The 18843-nt window shown below is 62.0% G+C and carries 18 protein-coding genes and 1 pseudogene; 10 read left to right on the plus strand and 9 right to left on the minus strand.

The window, feature by feature from the left end:
• Positions 1 to 4 precede the first annotated feature (4 nt).
• Positions 5 to 196 (minus strand): DUF2735 domain-containing protein, encoded by a 192-nt coding sequence (locus tag CK227_RS33485; RefSeq protein WP_095775795.1) that lies wholly within the window; start codon positions 194 to 196, stop codon positions 5 to 7.
• A 316-nt stretch (positions 197 to 512) separates the two neighbouring features.
• On the opposite strand from CK227_RS33485, the gene CK227_RS33490 reads away from it, so the two are divergent.
• Together CK227_RS33490 and CK227_RS33495 are read left to right on the plus strand one after the other, a co-directional pair.
• Positions 513 to 1553, plus strand: coding sequence for a glutamine synthetase beta-grasp domain-containing protein (locus tag CK227_RS33490; RefSeq protein WP_095775794.1), 1041 nt, complete (start codon positions 513 to 515; stop codon positions 1551 to 1553).
• 132 nt (positions 1554 to 1685) lie between these two features.
• Positions 1686 to 1941, plus strand: a pseudogene (locus tag CK227_RS33495) (transposase); the annotation flags it as partial.
• Positions 1942 to 2558: 617 nt separating this feature from the next.
• Here CK227_RS33495 and glnA read toward each other — a convergent pair.
• A complete protein-coding gene (gene glnA / locus CK227_RS33500) occupies positions 2559 to 3968 on the minus strand; it encodes a type I glutamate--ammonia ligase (RefSeq protein ID WP_010909302.1) in 1410 nt (469 codons plus the stop codon).
• A 62-nt stretch (positions 3969 to 4030) separates the two neighbouring features.
• On the minus strand, positions 4031 to 4369 hold the full coding sequence (locus tag CK227_RS33505; protein WP_006205430.1) for a P-II family nitrogen regulator: 339 nt from the start codon (positions 4367 to 4369) through the stop codon (positions 4031 to 4033).
• A 354-nt stretch (positions 4370 to 4723) separates the two neighbouring features.
• On the opposite strand from CK227_RS33505, the gene CK227_RS33510 reads away from it, so the two are divergent.
• Entirely contained in the window at positions 4724 to 6253 is a 1530-nt protein-coding gene (locus CK227_RS33510; RefSeq protein ID WP_095775793.1) for an NAD(P)H-hydrate dehydratase, read from the plus strand.
• 11 nt (positions 6254 to 6264) lie between these two features.
• Here the strand turns inward: CK227_RS33510 and CK227_RS33515 are convergent, their stop codons facing one another.
• The gene (locus tag CK227_RS33515; protein ID WP_095775792.1) at positions 6265 to 7797 is read right to left on the minus strand and encodes an acyl-CoA carboxylase subunit beta; all 1533 of its coding nucleotides are present in this window, start codon (positions 7795 to 7797) and stop codon (positions 6265 to 6267) included.
• A 391-nt stretch (positions 7798 to 8188) separates the two neighbouring features.
• On the opposite strand from CK227_RS33515, the gene CK227_RS33520 reads away from it, so the two are divergent.
• Positions 8189 to 9610: a DEAD/DEAH box helicase gene (locus tag CK227_RS33520; protein ID WP_095775791.1), complete on the plus strand. Its 1422-nt coding sequence runs from the start codon at positions 8189 to 8191 to the stop codon at positions 9608 to 9610.
• 107 nt (positions 9611 to 9717) lie between these two features.
• Here CK227_RS33520 and CK227_RS33525 read toward each other — a convergent pair whose 3' ends face one another.
• Both CK227_RS33525 and CK227_RS33530 read right to left on the minus strand, forming a co-directional pair.
• Complete coding sequence (locus CK227_RS33525) at positions 9718 to 10692, minus strand: alpha/beta fold hydrolase (RefSeq protein ID WP_095775790.1); 975 nt, start codon at positions 10690 to 10692, stop codon at positions 9718 to 9720.
• Between the two features lie 94 nt (positions 10693 to 10786).
• Positions 10787 to 11608 (minus strand): SDR family oxidoreductase, encoded by an 822-nt coding sequence (locus CK227_RS33530; RefSeq protein WP_095775789.1) that lies wholly within the window; start codon positions 11606 to 11608, stop codon positions 10787 to 10789.
• Positions 11609 to 11834: 226 nt separating this feature from the next.
• Here CK227_RS33530 and CK227_RS33535 point away from each other — a divergent pair, with 226 nt between their 5' ends.
• The 6 genes from CK227_RS33535 to CK227_RS33560 all read left to right on the plus strand — a co-directional run bounded on the left by CK227_RS33535 (position 11835) and on the right by CK227_RS33560 (position 16424).
• Positions 11835 to 12869, plus strand: a complete 1035-nt coding sequence (locus CK227_RS33535) for a cysteine synthase A (protein WP_095775788.1) — start codon at positions 11835 to 11837, stop codon at positions 12867 to 12869.
• A complete protein-coding gene (locus CK227_RS33540; RefSeq protein WP_095775812.1) occupies positions 12869 to 13612 on the plus strand; it encodes an alanyl-tRNA editing protein in 744 nt (247 codons plus the stop codon). Before CK227_RS33535 ends, CK227_RS33540 begins: the two co-directional genes overlap by 1 nt.
• Before the next feature lie 39 nt (positions 13613 to 13651).
• Complete coding sequence (sseA, locus tag CK227_RS33545) at positions 13652 to 14548, plus strand: 3-mercaptopyruvate sulfurtransferase (RefSeq protein ID WP_095775787.1); 897 nt, start codon at positions 13652 to 13654, stop codon at positions 14546 to 14548.
• Positions 14549 to 14553: 5 nt separating this feature from the next.
• Complete coding sequence (locus tag CK227_RS33550) at positions 14554 to 15117, plus strand: GNAT family N-acetyltransferase (RefSeq protein ID WP_095775786.1); 564 nt, start codon at positions 14554 to 14556, stop codon at positions 15115 to 15117.
• Between the two features lie 100 nt (positions 15118 to 15217).
• On the plus strand, positions 15218 to 15775 hold the full coding sequence (locus tag CK227_RS33555; protein WP_095775785.1) for an OmpA family protein: 558 nt from the start codon (positions 15218 to 15220) through the stop codon (positions 15773 to 15775).
• A 181-nt stretch (positions 15776 to 15956) separates the two neighbouring features.
• The gene (locus CK227_RS33560) at positions 15957 to 16424 is read left to right on the plus strand and encodes a DUF1203 domain-containing protein (protein ID WP_095775784.1); all 468 of its coding nucleotides are present in this window, start codon (positions 15957 to 15959) and stop codon (positions 16422 to 16424) included.
• Between the two features lie 230 nt (positions 16425 to 16654).
• Here the strand turns inward: CK227_RS33560 and CK227_RS37640 are convergent, their stop codons facing one another.
• The 3 genes from CK227_RS37640 to ald all read right to left on the minus strand — a co-directional run bounded on the left by CK227_RS37640 (position 16655) and on the right by ald (position 18705).
• Positions 16655 to 16807: a hypothetical protein gene (locus CK227_RS37640; RefSeq protein ID WP_245318368.1), complete on the minus strand. Its 153-nt coding sequence runs from the start codon at positions 16805 to 16807 to the stop codon at positions 16655 to 16657.
• A gap of 77 nt (positions 16808 to 16884) precedes the next feature.
• Positions 16885 to 17169 carry a hypothetical protein gene (locus tag CK227_RS37645; RefSeq protein ID WP_245318367.1) on the minus strand — a complete coding sequence of 95 codons (285 nt, stop codon included), beginning with the start codon at positions 17167 to 17169 and terminating at the stop codon, positions 16885 to 16887.
• 420 nt (positions 17170 to 17589) lie between these two features.
• Complete coding sequence (ald, locus tag CK227_RS33570) at positions 17590 to 18705, minus strand: alanine dehydrogenase (RefSeq protein ID WP_095775783.1); 1116 nt, start codon at positions 18703 to 18705, stop codon at positions 17590 to 17592.
• Positions 18706 to 18843: the final 138 nt, after the last annotated feature.

Below are 18843 nucleotides of genomic sequence, written 5' to 3' on the forward strand. Positions count from 1 at the left end.
CGGATCAGCTCTTTGGCTGATTTTCTTCCTCGATGGCCGCTTCGTGATACCAGCCGTCAAAATCGGCGTACGTGCAGCGCAACGAGGCGATCTCTGCCGCGAATTTCGCCTTTGCGCCTAAATTTGAGGCAGAATTTCGCGCTGCCAGAGGGAACATCAGAATTTTTGCCGACGGACGGGAGGGGACGACTTCCATGGGCGGTCTCCTTTCGTTTTCAGGAGCTTGTCGATTCAGCTTTCGCACAAGATAGGTCCTGCGATTCCTTTAGGCAATATGCCTACGAAAAGATCAGCAATTGCCTAATATTTATGCATAATTCGAGCTTGATTGATTTGGGCCCAGTGTTGAGGCGGCTCATGAAATTCGACGCGATACCCCTGCCATTTTGCCGCACCCGCCGAAGTCGGAGTGGCACATGAATTGCATTTTAGGGATCGGCAGCGCCGGCTGCCGACGGCAGACGTGTGTCGAGGCCGTTTGGTGTTCGGTGAACAAGCAACGAGAGGCTAGAATGACGAAATACAAGCTCGAGTACATTTGGCTCGATGGTTACACCCCGGTCCCCAACCTTCGCGGCAAGACGCAGATCAAGGAATTCGCCGAATTCCCGACGCTCGAACAGCTGCCGCTGTGGGGCTTCGACGGTTCCTCGACCATGCAGGCCGAAGGCCGCAGCTCCGATTGCGTGTTGAAGCCTGTGGCGCTTTACCCGGATCCGGCCCGCACCAATGGCATTCTCGTCATGTGCGAGGTCATGATGCCCGATGGCGTCACCCCGCATGAATCGAACAGCCGCGCGACCATCCTCGACGACGAGGACGCCTGGTTCGGCTTCGAGCAGGAATACTTCTTCTACAAGGACGGCCGCCCGCTCGGCTTCCCCGAGAGCGGTTATCCCGCGCCGCAGGGCCCGTACTACACCGGCGTCGGCTACAAGAATGTCGGCGACGTCGCGCGCAAGATCGTCGAGGAGCATCTCGACCAGTGCCTTGCGGCCGGCATCAACCATGAAGGCATCAACGCCGAAGTGGCCAAGGGCCAGTGGGAATTCCAGATTTTCGGCAAGGGCTCCAAGAAGGCCGCCGACCAGATCTGGATGGCGCGCTACCTACTGCTGCGTCTGACCGAGGCTTACGGCATCGACATCGAGTTCCACTGCAAGCCGCTCGGCGACACGGACTGGAACGGCTCCGGCATGCATTGCAACTTCTCGACCAAGTTCATGCGCGAAGTCGGCGGCAAGGCCTACTTCGAGGCCCTGATGGCGCAGTTCGACAAGAACCTGATGGACCACATTGCCGTCTACGGTCCGGACAACGACAAGCGCCTGACCGGCAAGCACGAGACCGCGCCGTGGAACAAGTTCAGCTATGGCGTCGCCGACCGTGGCGCGTCGATCCGCGTGCCACACTCCTTCGTCAAGAACGACTACAAGGGCTATCTGGAAGACCGTCGTCCGAACTCCCAGGGCGACCCCTACCAGATCGCTTCGCAGGTGCTGAAGACGATCTCGCAGGTCGCGACCGACGCGAAGGTTTCGGCCGCCGCCTGATTGTTCGCGGCGCCGAACGCAAGGTCTTCGCCTCGACCAGAACTCGATAACAAAAAGCCCTGGCGGAAACGCCAGGGCTCAGGTTTCTGACAAACCCCTGGCAATTGCCGGGGGTTTTTGATTCAATGGGTTATGTTGAAGCGACCCGCGCTTGAGATGGTAACGTTGGATCAGTTGGATCCTGCTGACCACCTGTTACGCAAGATCGACCGCGCAGTCGACTTTTCCCTCATCCACGATCTGACGGCACCCGCTCTACTGCGCCGACAATGGCCGGCCGCCGCTTGATCCGACTTTGATGTTCAAGGCGCTGTTTGTGGGCTACCTGTTCGGCGTGCGCTCGGAAAGGCAGTTGCTGCGCGAGATCGAGGTCAATGTCGCCTGGCGGAGCGAATACCCCCAAAAAAAGTCAGGTTGAAAAAGACCGGGCAAATTTGCCGGATGGAGAGGCTTTTGGCTGATACTACTTGCCGCCACCCGGTGTGGTGCGCTTTCCACTTCGCCGGAAAAGCCCGAAAAACGGCCTGTTTCATCTCATCCGTAGTCCAACGATCCTTTCTATAAGCCTCTGTTCATACATCGAAATCGGCGATTTATGCCTTCGTCCGGCGACGTTGACAGATCACGCTGCGGCATGCGTATTCGTGGCCATGTGGTTACGCCAAAGCGATGCTGTTCGAACGGGGCGGGGTTTCTTGAACGACGGCATTGGCGGGGGCGCCGGACGAGCGGGCATTGCAGCCTGAGGCAGTGCGCCGCTCGCTCCTGGCGTTCGATTGCGCGCTCGAAACTGCCACCCACAAGCCTTCATTTGTGATTTCCGCCGGTGGTCACGACCCTGGCACGGGACATCAAACGATCTTTGGAACGAAATAGCAGCGCTTGCGTGGCTGGCGACGTGCGCGCCCATCGGTGAGCATTGGTCGATGAGCATTGACGAACAGCAAAAGGCCCTTGAAGGCGGATATCCTTCAAAGGCCTTTTCAACGCTACCGGTACGGGTTCTTACACCGAATAGTACATGTCGTATTCGACCGGATGCGGGGTCATTTCGAAGCGCATCACCTCGGCCATCTTCAGCTCGATGTAGCTGTCGATCTGATCGTCGTCGAAGACGCCGCCGGCCTTCAGGAAGCCGCGGTCCTTGTCGAGGCTCTGGAGGGCTTCACGCAGCGAACCGCAGACGGTCGGGATCTTCTTCAGCTCTTTCGGCGGCAGGTCGTAGAGGTCCTTGTCCATCGGCTGGCCCGGGTGGATCTTGTTCTTGATGCCGTCGAGGCCGGCCATCAGCATGGCGGCGAAGGCGAGGTAGGGGTTCGCGCCCGGATCGGGGAAGCGGACCTCGACGCGCTTGGCCTTCGGCGACGAGCCGAACGGGATGCGGCAGGAGGCCGAACGGTTGCGCGCCGAGTAGGCGAGCAGCACCGGCGCTTCATAGCCGGGCACCAGACGCTTGTAGGAGTTGGTCAGCGGGTTGGTGAACGCGTTGATCGCCTTGGCGTGCTTGATGATGCCGCCGATGTAGAACAGGCAGCTTTCGGACAGGCCGGCATATTCATTGCCGGCGAAGGTCGGCTTGCCGCCCTTCCAGATCGACTGGTGGACGTGCATGCCCGAGCCATTGTCGCCGAAGATGGGCTTCGGCATGAAGGTGGCCGTCTTGCCATAGGCGTTGGCGACTTGATGCACGACATACTTGTAGATCAGCATCTTGTCGGCGTTGCGGACCAGCGTGTCGAACTTGATGCCGAGTTCGTGCTGCGCAGCCGCGACCTCGTGGTGATGCTTTTCGACGCGTACGCCCATTTCTGCGAGCACGGTCAGCATCTCGGAGCGCATGTCCTGCGCGCTGTCGATCGGCGGCACCGGGAAATAACCGCCCTTGATGCGCGGGCGGTGGCCGAGATTGCCGGTCTCGTAGTCGGTGTCGTCGTTGGACGGCAGTTCGGTGGAGTCGAGCTTGAAGCCGGTGTTGTAGGGATCGGCCTTGTACTTGACGTCATCGAACACGAAGAACTCGGCTTCCGGGCCGACGAAGATCTGGTCGCCGATGCCTTCCGACTTCATGTAGGCTTCGGCCTTCTTGGCCGTGCCGCGCGGGTCGCGGTTGTAGGATTCGCCCGAGACCGGGTCGAGGATGTCGCACAGGATGACCATGGTCGACTGGGCGAAGAACGGGTCCATGTGGACCGTGTCCGGATCGGGCATCAGCACCATGTCGGACTCGTTGATGGCCTTCCAGCCGGCAATCGAGGAGCCGTCGAACATGACGCCATCGGCAAACATGTCTTCCTCGACCTCGACGACATCCATCGTTACGTGCTGCAGTTTGCCCTTCGGGTCGGTGAAGCGCAGGTCGACGAATTTCACGTCGTTGTCCTTGATCTGCTTCATGATGTCTTTGGCTGTCGTCATGTCATGTATCCCTGTTTGATGACGTTTTTTGATGGATGACGTTTCTTGGAAGGCTGGTGGCGTCAGACCGCGTCCATTCCGGTCTCACCGGTGCGGATGCGCACGACTTCCTCGATATTGGAGACGAAGATCTTGCCGTCGCCGATGCGGCCGGTCTGGGCCGCCTTGCGGATGGCCTCGATGGCGCCTTCGACCGCGTCGTCGCCGAGCACGACCTCGATCTTCACCTTGGGCAGGAAATCGACGACATATTCGGCGCCACGATAGAGTTCGGTATGGCCTTTCTGACGCCCGAAGCCTTTGGCCTCGGTCACGGTGATGCCTTGCAGTCCGGCCTCCTGAAGCGCTTCCTTCACTTCGTCCAGCTTGAATGGCTTGATGATCGCTTCGATCTTTTTCATGTAAAAAGTGGCCTCCACTGCCAAAAAAACGGGTTGTGAACCCCCGCTTGCGCCTCCATCAAGCACGAACTGTGCCAGATAGCTGGATTCGAAGCGGTTTCATACGATTTCCAACCTATGCCGCGCCGAGATGCAAATTCGCGTCATTCGCAGTATCGGATGCGGCATGGCCTGCTGAAGCGACACAGTCCCCATGATTGCGTCCGCCTAACAATTAGGCAGGATGCTCATCTGGTGTGCGATTTTGCCTTGATACCCGCCTTGGTGGCATGGCCGCAGTTGGTGATGCGCTCCTCTTTGTTTGCGTCGGCTCGAAAACTGGACAATGCTTGATCGAATGCGGATCGGCAATCCATGAGCGATGAACTTCTTACTTCCGCCGAAATGGGCGAGGCGGACCGGCTGACGATTGCCGCCGGTCCAATCGACGGCATCGGCCTGATGCGCCGTGCCGGCGAAGCGGTCGCGGGCGAAGTTCTCAGGCGTTACCCGTCAGCGACGCATGTCCATGTGTTGTGCGGGCCCGGCAACAATGGTGGCGACGGCTATGTTGTCGCCCGCATCCTGGCCGGCAGCGGCGTCACCACCACGATCTGGGCGTCCGGTGCACCGAGGCCGCAAAGCGACGCAGCACTTGCCGCGGCGGAGTGCCCAATCGCGCCCCGGCCGCTGTCCAGGTTTGAAGCGGAGCTCGGCTCGATCGTGGTCGATGCGCTTTACGGGGCAGGGCTGTCCAAGCCGCTGTCGGGCGATGCCGTCAGGGCGGTGGGGGTCGCCACTGATCGGCGTTTGCCGGTTGTCGCGGTCGATCTGCCCTCGGGCGTTTCCGGCGACAGCGGCAGAGTTTTGGGCTTGGCGTTTGCCGCAGCCGCCACTGTGACCTTCGCGCGCAAGAAGCCAGGCCATCTGCTTCTGCCGGGCCGAGAGCGATGCGGCGACATCGTGCTCGCCGATATCGGCATCGGCGACGACATCATTGCACGGCTCCAGTCCCGGATATTCGAGAACAGGCCGGCGCATTGGCTGCGCGATTTCCCGGTGCCGGCTGTCGACGCACACAAGTACAAGCGCGGCCATGTGGGCGTCTTTTCCGGCGGGCCGAGCGCTACCGGGGCCGCGCGGCTGTCGGCGCTTGCCGCGGCTCGAAGCGGGGCAGGGGCGGTGACCGTGCTGTCGCCGGGCAATGCCATGCAGGTCAATGCCGGCCATCTGACCTCGATCATGCTGCGCAAAACCGATGATGTCGCCGACATCAGGGAATTTGTCGGCGAACGCCGGCCTTCGGCCTTCGTTCTTGGCCCCGGCTTCGGCGTTGGTGACAAAACGCGGACCTTTGGGCTGGCACTCCTCGCCTCCGGACAGGCTCAAGCTGCTGCCACACAGGTTGATGGCCTCGTGTTCGACGCCGACGCGATCACCGCGTTTCGCGACGCGCCGGACGTCCTGTTCGAAGCGGCGCGCAGGCCACATGCGCCAGCCCTGGTAATGACGCCGCATGACGGTGAGTTCGCCAGGCTGTTTCCTGACATCGCCTCTGACAATGCCTCGTCCAAACTCGACAAGGCACGCGCGGCGGCCGCACGAGCCAATGCCGTTATCGTCTACAAGGGCGCCGACACGGTGATCGCTGCTCCCGACGGCCGGGCGGCGGTCAATTCCAATGGCGCGGCCTGGCTTGCCACTGCCGGGTCTGGCGACGTGCTGTCCGGCATATCAGCCGGTCTGCTGGCGCAAGCCATGCCGGCGTTCGAAGCGGCCTGCGCCGCGGTCTGGATCCATGCCGAGGCCGGCAGCCGGTTCGGTGCGGGGCTGATTGCCGAGGATCTGCCGCTGGCGCTGGTGCCTGTGCTGCGCGAACTGGTTGCGGATCGAGGCGGGCGCTGAAGGCCGTCGCTTCACAACGGGATGTTGTCGTGCTTCTTCCAGGGGTTCTGCATGTCCTTGTTGCGCAGCATCCGCAGCGCCCGGGCGATGCGGCGGCGGGTCGAGTGCGGCATGATCACCTCGTCGACATAGCCGCGTTCGGCGGCGACGAAGGGTGACAGGAAGCGATCCTCGTAAGTCTTTGTATGGGCTGCGATCTTTTCCGCATCGCCAATGTCCTTGCGGTAGATGATCTCGACCGCGCCTCTCGCTCCCATCACCGCGATCTGCGCCGTCGGCCAGGCATAGTTCATGTCGCCACGCAGATGTTTCGAGGCCATCACGTCATAGGCGCCGCCATAGGCTTTGCGGGTGATGACGGTGATCTTCGGCACGGTCGCTTCGGCATACGCGAACAGCAGCTTGGCGCCGTGCTTGATCAGCCCGCCATATTCCTGCGCGGTGCCGGGCAGGAAGCCCGGCACATCGACGAAGGTGACGATCGGGATCGAAAAACAGTCGCAGAAGCGCACGAAGCGCGCCGCCTTGCGGCTGGCGTCGGAATCGAGCACGCCGGCCAGCACCATCGGCTGATTGGCGACGAAGCCGACGGTGCGGCCCTCGACGCGCCCGAAGCCGGTGACGATGTTCTTGGCGAAACTCTGCTGGATTTCGAAGAAGTCACCCTCGTCGGCGACCTTCAGGATCAGCTCCTTGATGTCGTAGGGTTTGTTGGCGGTGTCGGGGATCAGCCGGTCGAGCGACAAATCGTGGTCAGTGACTGACTGGTAGCATTCGATCTCGGGAATGTCAGATGTGTTCGAGGCAGGCAACAGGTCGACCAGCCGGCGCATCTGCAAAAGCGCCTCGACGTCATTGTCATAGGCGCCGTCGGCGATGGAGGACTTCGTCGTGTGCACCGAAGCGCCGCCGAGGCTTTCGGCGGTCACCGTCTCGTTGGTGACGGTCTTCACCACATCCGGGCCGGTGACGAACATGTAGGAGGTGTCGCGCACCATGAAGATGAAGTCGGTCATGGCGGGCGAATAGACGTCGCCGCCGGCGCACGGACCCATGATCACGGAAATCTGCGGAATGACGCCGGAGGCCAGCACGTTGCGCTGGAAAATCTCGGCATAGCCGCCGAGCGCCGCCACGCCCTCCTGGATGCGCGCGCCGCCGGCATCGTAGAGCCCGATGATCGGCGCGCGGTTGCGCAGCGCCATCTCCTGCACCTTGATGACCTTTTCGGCATGCGCTTCCGACAGCGAGCCACCGAATACGGTGAAGTCCTTGGCGAAGAGGTAGACCGGACGGCCGTTGACCGTGCCCCAGCCGGTGACGACGCCATCGCCGGCGATCTTGGTCTTCTCCATGCCGAAATCGGTCGAGCGGTGCTCGACATACATGTCGAACTCTTCGAAGGAGCCTTCGTCGAGGAACACCTCGATGCGTTCGCGCGCGGTGAGCTTGCCCTTCTTGTGCTGGGCATCGATGCGCGCCTGTCCGCCACCCATGCGGGCGATGTCGCGCCGGCGCTCGAGTTCCTTCAGCACGTCCTTCATCGCTCGGTCCCCAAAATAGAAGCTGCATTTGTGGTAATGATGCCCGTCGGGGAGTGCAAGCGTCGGCTTTCCCAGCCGGTTTTGCTGCGCTGCAACATGACGCCCCTTGCATTCCGGGGCGAACTCAGCCATATGCAGCCCATAGGCGCTTGGGCCGGGAGATTCCGGCCTTCTCGACAAATGAGACTGGTTGCGTCTGTTTTCCCTCTTTCCGGCAAATCGGTAAGGCGGCGAAAAAGCCCCGTGGCATGATGCCTGCGGGCACGACAGCGCAGCCGAGCGGACGCACGCGTCCGCCCGCCTTGTCGTTTCATATCAGTTTTTCGACGGCAGGTTGCGCCCTGCCGCCATTGATGTTTGCGGCCAAGAAGCCGCGTGAAAGAAGAATATTTTGACCAACGAAAACACATTGCCCAGCAACGAAACCGTGGAACTCTCCGGCTTCGCAGCACTGGGAATCACGGGTGCGCTGCTCAAGGCCACCCACAATGCCGGCTTCACGGAGCCGAAGCCGATCCAGATGCAGGCCATCCCGCCGCAGCTGGAAGGCCGTGACATTTTTGGCATCGCGCAGACCGGCTCCGGCAAGACCGCGGCCTTTGCGCTGCCCATCCTGTCGAAGATCATCGCGCTCGGCACCAAGCGGCGCGCCAAGACGACCCGTGCGCTCATCCTGGCGCCGACCCGCGAGCTCGCCGTGCAGATCGAGGACACGATCAAGATCCTCGCCAAGGGCGCGCATGTCTCGACGGCACTCGTGCTGGGCGGCGTCTCGCGCTTCAGCCAGGTGAAGAAGGTTGCTCCCGGCGTCGACATCCTGATTGCCACGCCCGGCCGCTTGACCGACTTGGTGCGCGAGGGCGACCTCATCCTCTCCGACACCAAATGGCTGGTGCTGGACGAGGGCGACCGCATGCTCGACATGGGCTTCATCAACGACGTCAAGCGCATCGCCAAGGCGACCGCGCCTGACCGCCAGACGGCGCTGTTCTCGGCCACCATGCCGGACGAGATCGCCGAACTGGCCAAGGGTCTTCTGAAGAACCCGGTCCGTATCGAAGTCTCGCCGCAAAGCACCGCGGCGGCCGAGATCGTCCAGGGCGTCGTCTTCGCCCGCACCAAGCAGAAGCGCCAGGTGCTGTCGACGATGCTTGCCGACGAGGCGATGAAGTCCGTCATCATCTTTTCGCGCACCAAGCATGGCGCCGACCGGGTGACCAAGGATCTCGAGCGCGATGGCTTCAAGGCCGCCGTCATCCATGGCAACAAGTCGCAGAATGCCCGTCAGAAGGCGTTGAACGATTTTCGCGATGGATCGGTCCGCATTCTGGTCGCGACCGATATCGCGGCGCGCGGCATCGACGTCCCCGGTATCAGCCATGTCGTGAATTTCGACCTGCCGGACGAGGCTGAAAGCTATGTCCACCGCATCGGCCGCACCGGCCGCAACGGCATGGACGGCATTGCGATCACGCTTTGCGATCCTTCGGAAAACAGCAAGCTGCGCCAGGTCGAGCGCATCATCCGCACCAAACTGCCGATCGTCGCCGACCATCTCGGCAGCCCCGATCCGCAGCGCAATCCGGCTGAAAAGCACGAACGCTTCGAGCCCGCCAATGATCGCAACGACCGCAATGGCCGTCGTGACGGCCGGCGGCCGGGCGGCGAGAACAAGGGCAACGGCTTTGGCAAGAAGCGCTTCGGCGACAAGCCGGCCTTTGCCGGTGAGCGCAAGCCGGAAGGCGCCAAGCCCTTCAAGGGCAACAACAAGCGCCGTTTCGGCGGCAAGCGTCCGGCAGCGCGGGCTGCCTGACCAGCCTCATGAAGGCGGGCCAAGCCTTGGCGCTTGGCTGGTTGCCTGATTGACACAGAAAAAGGCGGCCGAAGCGATGCTTCAGCCGCCTTTTTCGTCTGCGCACCTTACTTCGCCACCGCCTCGATCCAGACGGCAATCCGTTGCGCCAGAAATGCCGTGGTCGATGGCGACAGCGCATCGCCGGCAATGACATGGTTGTCCGGGTCGCCGGTGTCGTCGACCGGCACCAGTTCGTGGGGTGCCCTCCAGCGCCCGGCGATTTCGCGGGTGCGGTCTGGCCGCACCACCCTGTCCGAATCCGAGAAGATGAACAGGGCAGGGATATCAGCCTTCTCCACCCGCGCCCTATAGGCGAGTTCCGTCAACGCCTGCATCGGCAGCGTCGCGGCAACCGGATATTTGGTGGTCCAGAATTTCTCGTGCAGCGCGTTGCGCGCCACGAAACTGCGCTCCTTGCCGATGACGAGTTCCGCGATCTGCTTGCCCCAGGGCATCGTCAGGATCTCGGCGCCGGATGCCTTGACGCCGAAATTGGGCGAGATGAATGCAATCGCCGCCACCCCATCCGATGCACCCGGCTGCGTTGCCGCCCATGCCGCCAGCGAGCCGCCGGTCGAGGTCGAGATGACGATCACCTTGTCGCCGATCGCCCGGCCGATGGCGAGCGCTTCCTCATAGTCGTTGATCCAGGCGTTGACGCTGCCTTGCGTCATCGCCGCGCCGTCCCGCCCGTGACCGGTCAGGCGGGTGTAGAAGAGATTGGCGTCCAGCAGGTCGGCCACGTCGTCGGGCAGGGGGCGGACCTCGCCCTTCGAGGCCGAGAAACCGTGGATGTAGACGATCGACAGCGGCGTCTTGGCATGCACCATGGGGTTGGCCCAGACGATCTCCTTCTCGAGCCCGTCGCGGATACCGGGCACGGCGGCTTCCACCTTCGCCACATAGGCCTGCGGATCGTCACCGATGACGGAAGGATCGAAGCGGATCGTGGTGTCGACGGGAACGCGCGGGCCGAAGACGAAAGCCAATGCGAGGACGGCGACCAGGGTCAGCACAGCAAGCACGATCCGTCGCCCCATCGCAGACTCCACGCAACAACAACAAGCCTATGGCGGTGGCCATGAACAGGCAACGACCGTTCAGGCCGTCGCACCACCAAATCCTGTGGGCATCCTATTCGTTGGGTGACTTGCGCTCGTAATGCAGCGGCCGTGCCTTCCAGCTGGTCATCAAGGTGATCACCCATCGGCTTATCGGCCTGGGCAACAAAGCGAGAAATTTCAGCGGCCAGCTCGTGCGGTACGGGAAAGTGACTTCGAAGCCGCCGGATTTGATTGCCTTCACCATGCGGCGCGTCGCCCGGGTGACCGGCATCAGGCCTGGCATTGGCAGCATGTTCTTTTCGGTCAGCGGCGTGTCGACAAAGCCGGGGTTTATCACCTGGACGCGGATGTTCATCTTGTCGAAATCATACTTCAGCGACTCGGCCAGGATATTGATCGCCGCCTTGGTGCCGCCATAGGCGGCCGTCGTTGGCCAGCCGAAATAGGCGGTGACCGATCCGACCAGCACGACATGGCCGCGCGACCGCACGCGCATATACTCCACGACCGGCACCAAGCCGTTGATGATGCCGAAATAGTTGACCTCGAAGGACCGGCGAAAGTCTTTGACGACGAGAGCCTCTCCAGGCGTCGAAATGTAGTTTCCGGCATTGAAGACGGCGAGCACGATGGGGCCGAGCTCCTTCTCGATCGCGGCCACCGTTCTTGCCATGCGCGGCTCGTCCGTGACGTCGCAGGGAAAGGCCGTGACGCTGCCCGGCATCTGCGCGGTCTCGACGATGAGCGTGTCGATCGGATCGTCATCCAGAGCCGTTACCGCCACCGCATAGCCCTGGGACGCCAGATCCCTGGCCAGCGAGCGGCCAATGCCGCTGCTGCCGCCCGTGACCCAGGCGACGCCGTGTTTCGGATCTGCCCGATAGAGTGTCATGCTGCGCCCTGCCGAGTTGTTGGTGCCTTGCTCTAGCGGTCAGGGAATCGAATGAAAAGAGTGCTTTTCGACCACGGATGCAAATGAACTGTGGGATATCGAGCAGGCTGCAAAGGGTGTAGACGCACAGCAGTGCCGGAAATGCGACTGGACCAGGCGAATTCTTGCCTTGAAACCGAAGCTTCGGGTTTCTAGGGTTTCGGCGCACGCACACAAGGAATCCTGAATGCCCCGTTCTGTGATCGACGCGATCGGCAACACGCCTCTGATCCGCCTTAACAAAGCGTCCGAAGAAACCGGCTGCGAGATCCTGGGCAAGGCCGAATTCATGAATCCGGGGCAATCGGTCAAGGATCGCGCCGGCCTTTTCATCATCCGCGACGCCGAACAGCGCGGCCTGTTGAAGCCGGGCGGCGTCATCGTCGAGGGCACGGCAGGCAATACGGGCATCGGGCTGACGCTGGTCGCCAAGGCATTGGGTTATCGCACCGTCATCGTCATTCCCGATACGCAGAGCCAGGAGAAGAAGGACACGATCCGGTTGCTCGGCGCCGAGCTGATCGAGGTGCCGGCCGTGCCCTACAAGAACCCCAACAATTACGTGAAACTGTCGGGGCGGCTGGCCGAGCAGATGGCTAGGACCGAGCCCAACGGCGCAATTTGGGCCAACCAGTTCGACAATGTCGCCAACCGCGATGGGCATATCCGCACCACGGCGGAGGAAATCTGGACCCAGACCGGCGGCAAGGTTGACGGTTTCGTCTCGGCGGTGGGTTCAGGCGGCACGCTGGCCGGCGTCGCTTTCGGGCTGAAGGCCAAGAGCAAGGATGTGAAAATCGCGCTTGCCGACCCGCTTGGCGCCGCGCTCCACAGTTTCTATACCAGCGGCGAATTGAAGTCCGAAGGCAGTTCGATCACCGAAGGCATCGGGCAAGGGCGTATTACCGCCAATCTCGAAGGGTTCACGCCGGATTTCTCGTTCCAGATCAAGGACGAGGACGCGCTGCCGATCGTCTTCGACCTGATCCAGGAAGAAGGCCTGTGCGTCGGCGGCTCGACAGGCATCAACATTGCCGGCGCTATCCGGCTCGCCAGGGAATTGGGCCCGGGCCACACCATCGTGACCATTCTTTGCGACTACGGCACACGCTACCAGTCGAAGCTGTTCAATCCGGAATTCCTGCGTGAGAAGAATCTCCCGGTGCCGGGCTGGATGGAACTGCAGAGCAAGATTTCGGTGCCTTTCGAAAAGGTCGCATGATGGCGCACAAGACGGAAGCGCTGTTTCGCGACGACGCCTATCTGCGTACGGCGGATGCGGCGGTTGCCGCAGTCAATGATCGTGGCGGCATCATCCTCGACCGGACGATCTTCTATGCCACCTCGGGCGGCCAGCCGGGTGATACCGGCTATCTCGTACGTGCCGATGGCAGCCGCATCGCCATTGCCGCCACCATCACAGGTGAGACCAAGGACGAGATCATCCATGTGCCGGCGCCGGAGCAGGCGGATCTGGTGGTTGGCGAGAAGGTCAACCTCGCGATAGACTGGGAACGTCGGCACCTGTTGATGCGCATGCACGCGGCTTGCCATCTGCTTACCGTCGTTTGTCCGTTTCCAATCACCGGTGCGGCGGTTTCCGAGGACGATAGCCGGGTCGATTTCGACATTCCGGACGCCAGTTTCTCGAAGGAAGAGGTCACCGCCAGCCTGATGGATCTGGTGCGCGCCGATCATCCGATTTTCACCAGGCTGATCAGCGACGAGGAACTCGCCGCTAACCCCGGCCTGGTCAAGTCGAAGAACGTCCGGCCGCCGGTCGGCACCGGCAGGATCCGCCTGGTCTGCATTGGTGAGAATGGCGCGGTCGATAGCCAGCCCTGTGGTGGCACACACGTGAAAAGCACCGGCGAAATCGGTGAAATCCACATCGGCAAGATCGAAAAGAAGGGTCGCGAGAACAGGCGCTTCCGCATCCGTTTCGGCCCGATGCCGGCCGCCTGACACGCAACCCTTGCCGTACCCGCAATAGAGAGAACCAGAATGGCCGAAGACAGTCCTTTCACCGTCGACGCGGACTGGCTGCAGGCGCGCCTGGGCGAGCCCGGCCTGTCCATCGTGGACGCGTCCTGGTACCTGCCGGCGCAAAAGCGCGACGCGCGCGCCGAATACAATGCCGCCCATATTCCAGGCGCCCGCTTCCTGGACCAGGACGCGGTGTCGGATCCCGACGCTGCCTTGCCGCACACGCTGCCTTCGCCTCAGCATTTCGCGCAATATGTCGGTGCGATGGGCGTGTCCGCCGACGACACCATTGTCGTCTATGATGGTCCGGGTTTCTTCTCGGCACCCCGGGCATGGTGGATGTTCCGCATCATGGGTGTTTTCCAGACCTATATCCTGGATAGCGGTTTCGACGCTTGGAAGGCGGCCGGCCGCCCGGTAACGTCTGAGCCGACGAAGATCGCGCCAAGCGTGTTCCATGCCGATTTCGACGCCGGCCGCGTCGCCAGCCTTGCCGACATGCGAGGGATCGTCGAGACCGGCGCCAGCCAGATTGCCGATGCCCGTGGACCCGGCCGCTTCACCGGCGTCGAGCCCGAGCCGCGCGCGGGTGTCCGCTCCGGCCATATGCCGGGCGCACGCAACGTGCCGTACTCCGCACTGTCGGAAAACGGCATGCTGTTGTCGAAGGACCGTTTGCGCAAGGTGATCGAGGACGCCGGCATCGACCTGTCGAAGCCCGTCGTCACGTCTTGCGGCTCCGGTGTCACCGCCGCGGTGGTTACGCTCGCGCTGGAGACGCTTGGCCACACCGACAACAGGCTTTATGACGGCTCATGGACGGAATGGGGCGGGCTCTCCGATACGCCTGTCGTGACCGGCCCCGCGACGGTTGGCCCCGCCAAGACCGGCCCCGCCAAGGGCGGCAAGGAATGAACGCGATGGAAAACGGTGTGCTGCAGGACATTGAAGTCACGGTGACTTTTCTCGAAATGCATGCCCCTCCTGCGGTCTCCCCGCCAGTGCCCTACAACCGCCAGATCGCGCTGCTGAAGACCAGGGACATCCCCTTGCATTTCTATCGCTATCTGATGGACCGGGTCGGCCGCAAATGGCATTGGGTGAATGTTCTCAGGCTGGACGATGAGGAGCTTTCGGCCGGCATCCACCGCGAGGACCGCGACATTAGGGTGCTCTACCTCGACGGCGCGCCAGCCGGCTTCTTTGACCTCAAGCCGCATCTGCCTGATGAAGTCGAACTCGCCTATTTCGGCATGATGGAACATGCCACCGGGCAAGGCATTGGCCGCTGGTTCCTGGGTTCGGCGATTTCAGCCGCCTGGTCGCATGGGCCAAAACGGGTAACGGTGCAGACCTGCACGCTGGACCATCCGGCAGCTCTGCCGCTTTACCAGAAGCTCGGCTTCAAGCCGGTCGCGCAGAAGAACGAGGTCGTGCATCCGCTGCCTTTCGCCGAGCGCTCGGCCAGCGTCATGCGCCCGTGACATTGGCCGGAACCTGAACCGGCCGTTCATCGGCGCTTCAGCCTGCCTTTGGCATCTTGCCCGCATCATCAATGCGGCCGAGGCCGAAGGAGAAATAGATATGCTGACACGCCGTACACTCGTCGCCGCGCTGATCGCAGCGATCGCCATGCCGAGCCTTGCCGCCGCCCAAGCGACGACGCCTTCGGCCGCGACGATCGAGCGCAAGCTCGAGGCGGCGCCCCGGGTGAAGCTGCGGCCCAACGAGCGTGTCACCATCCGCGAATTCAAGCGCCGGCCGGATTTGCGCCGCATGGCGCGCTCGATCGACATCCAGTCGATCAATTTCGCCTTCGGCTCGGCGGCTATTTCCAGTTCGCAATACGACAAGATCGAGAATATCGCCGACGCGCTGCGGCGCATCCTGCGCCGCGATCCCGGCGCCCGCGTGCTGATCGAAGGGCATACCGATGCCGTCGGTTCCTTCCAGTCGAACCAGATCCTTTCCGAACGACGGGCCGCTTCGTTGAAACGTACGCTGGTGCGCGAATTCGGCGTGCCCGGCTATGCCCTGGAAACCGTGGGCTACGGCGAGGAGTTCCTGCTCGTGCCGACGCAGAACGAAAACTGGCAGAATCGCAGGGTGACATTGCGACGCTTCGACGATTTCATTCGGTGAACCAGGGTTCGATCAACTTTAATTAGCTGGCTTGTTTTAATCGGTCGGCCCTATCGATGATGCTTTTTGATCTATGGGAGGGACCGACATCGGATCGGTCCCTCGATCCCTTGGCAAGAATCGGGTGGGAAACATTGGCCCGAGCACATAATTTCCGGTCAGCAAACCGGAGGTTTTCATCATGGCCATTCAGTTCAAGGCGCTACCCAGCGAACAAGTCAGGACGCTGCAACGCGGCGGTCTCGACGCTTACGGCCAGAGGCCAGAGCGGAGGATTTCCGACGGCGACGGCATGCCTTGCCGGCATTGCCTGAAGAACATCGCCGCCGGCGATGCCTATCTCATCCTTGCCTACCGCCCCTTTCCGGAGCTTCAGCCCTATGCTGAAACCGGGCCGATCTTTCTGCATGCGGAAGAGTGCGAGCGTGCGGCCGAGACCGAATTGCTTCCCGAGGTCCTCGAAAGCCCGGACTACATCGTGCGCGGCTATGGCAGGGATGATCGAATCGTCTACGGCAGTGGCGGGGTCATTCCTACCGAAGCGATTGCGGCACGGGCCGAGACTTTGTTCGAGCGCGACGACATCGCCTATGTGCATGTCCGCTCGGCGCGTAACAACTGCTACCAGTGCCGGATTGAGCGGGCCTGAAACGCAAAGGACTGCGCTCGGGAAGCCTGTCGTACTCCCGTCGCATAGATGCGATAGAACCCGATTGTCGATAGATTGGCCGACCGCGGATGAACCGGCGGCAATCTCGATACCGAGGAAGCGGGGCTTTGGCTCCGCTTTTTTGTTGCTTGGGTCCAGCGCAAAAGCCTTCAGCGCAAAAAAAAGCCCGCCGGCTAGGCCGGCGGGCCGCAACTTTTACCTGGAGGGCTTTAGTTGAACTTGTACTTCGCGCCGAGACGCACGGTATGGAAAGAAGAAGTGGATGTGATGGAGTCGTCGGGCAGCCCCAACTCCGACGAGAAATCCTTCTTGGCAAACTGCGAATAGCGATACTCGACACCGACCGTGACGTTGCTGGACACTGCCGTTTCCAGACCGCCACCAACCGAGAAACCGCTGGAACCCCAGTCGAGGATATCGCCGATCGGGTCGGAAGCATTTATGTCGAAATGCTGCCAGCCAGTGCGTAGGCAAGCGTCGATTCGTTCATCTTCATGCCGACGCGGCCGAGCACGTCGAAACCGTAGTCGGTGTCGACATTGATCGATCCGCCGCCAAGGTCCAGCTTCGAGGTCATGCCGGAGTAGCGGGCGTCGACCATAACGCCTGCAACCCAGTTGCCAAAGTCTTGGTCGTAACCAACGTTCAACTCGCCAAACGCGCCTTCGCCACCGAGGCCATTGAACTTGGCGCCGCCGAGCGGCGGGATTTCGATTTGGTGCACGGACGCACCCGCGCCAGCCGCGCCGCCGATATAGAAGCCGGTCCAGTTGTATGCAGGGGTTTCAAAAGTAGCACCGCCGCCATTCCGGGCGCCAAAACGATAGTTGGCCGCAATCTGGAACGTATGCCGCGACGTATCGAGGTTGAGAAGGCCATCCGGAGCCCCGATAAGGCCGGCCTCCGAGAGGAGATCCTCCTTGGTGCCGAAGCGCGTATAACGGTAATCAATAAACCCACCGCGTCTCTAGCAGGGAGTCGGTCAGATTAGGAATGACAAATGTGCAATAGTTTTGGGCAAACCAAAACCTGCGGCTGACACTGTTCTGCCCAGTAACCAGGCCACCGCCCTAGATCGGCCAATAATAAGCCCGCCGGCGTGGACCGGCGGGCAACAATAGCAAGTTGACTTTTTCTGGGTGTATCAGGCGGCCAGAACAGCTTTCGGCTCGACCAACTCGTAGCCGAGCGCTTCGGCGACCGCCCGGTTGGTGATCTTGCCCTTGTGGACATTGAGGCCGTTGCGCAGGTGATGGTCGTCGACCAGCGCCTTCAGGCCCTTGTCGGCGAGCTGCAAGCCGTAGTGCAGCGTCGCATTGTTGAGGGCGTGGGCCGAAGTGACCGGCACCGCACCTGGCATGTTGGCGACGCAATAGTGGATGACGCCATCGACCTCGTAGGTCGGCTCGGCGTGAGTCGTCGCATGCGAGGTCTCGAAGCAGCCGCCCTGGTCGATGGCGACGTCGACCAGCACCGAGCCCTTCTTCATGCCCGACAGCATTTCGCGGGTGACGAGCTTCGGTGCTGCGGCACCGGGAATCAGCACGGCGCCGACGACGATGTCGGCCGAGAAGCATTCTTCCTCGAGCGCCTCGACGGTGGAGTAGCGGGTGTGCACACGGCCGGCGAAGAGGTCGTCGAGCTGGCGCAGGCGCGGGATGGAGCGGTCGATGATGGTGACATCGGCGCCAAGGCCGGCGGCCATGCGGGCCGCGTGCAGACCGACGACGCCGCCGCCGAGCACGGTGACCTTGCCGGGCAGCACGCCGGGCACGCCGCCGAGCAGCACGCCGCGGCCACCATTGGCCTTCTGCAGCGCCGTGGCGCCGGCCTGGATCGACAGGCGGCCGGCGACTTCCGACATCGGCGCGAGCAGCGGCAGGCCGCCACGATCGTCGGTCACGGTTTCGTAGGCGATCGCCGTGACGCCCGAAGCGAGCAGGCCCTTGGTCTGCTCCGGATCCGGAGCCAGATGCAGGTAGGTGTAGAGGATCTGGCCGTCGCGCAGCTGAACCCACTCATTGGGCTGCGGCTCCTTGACCTTGACGATCATGTCCGACTTGGCGAACACGTCGGCGGCGGTCTTGGCGATGCTGGCGCCGGCGGCGCGATAGGCGTTGTCATCGGCACCGATGCCGGCGCCGGCGCCGGCTTCGACCAGAACTTCGTGGCCGTGCGCCACATATTCGCGGACCGAGCCTGGTGTGAGGCCGACACGATATTCGTGGTTCTTGATTTCCTTGGGGCAGCCGACGCGCATTTTCTTCTCCTGATCCGGGCCCTTTTGGGCTCACTCCCTGTATTGTCGGAGTGAACCATGAATCGGCTCGCAAGTGTTTGCGAATGCGCTTGCGCGGACAGGCAGGTTTCGATAATCCTTGCGCGAAATAGCAGGATA

The sequence above is a fragment of the Mesorhizobium sp. WSM4308 genome, assembly GCF_002294905.1.
In the GTDB taxonomy this organism is placed as follows: domain Bacteria; phylum Pseudomonadota; class Alphaproteobacteria; order Rhizobiales; family Rhizobiaceae; genus Mesorhizobium.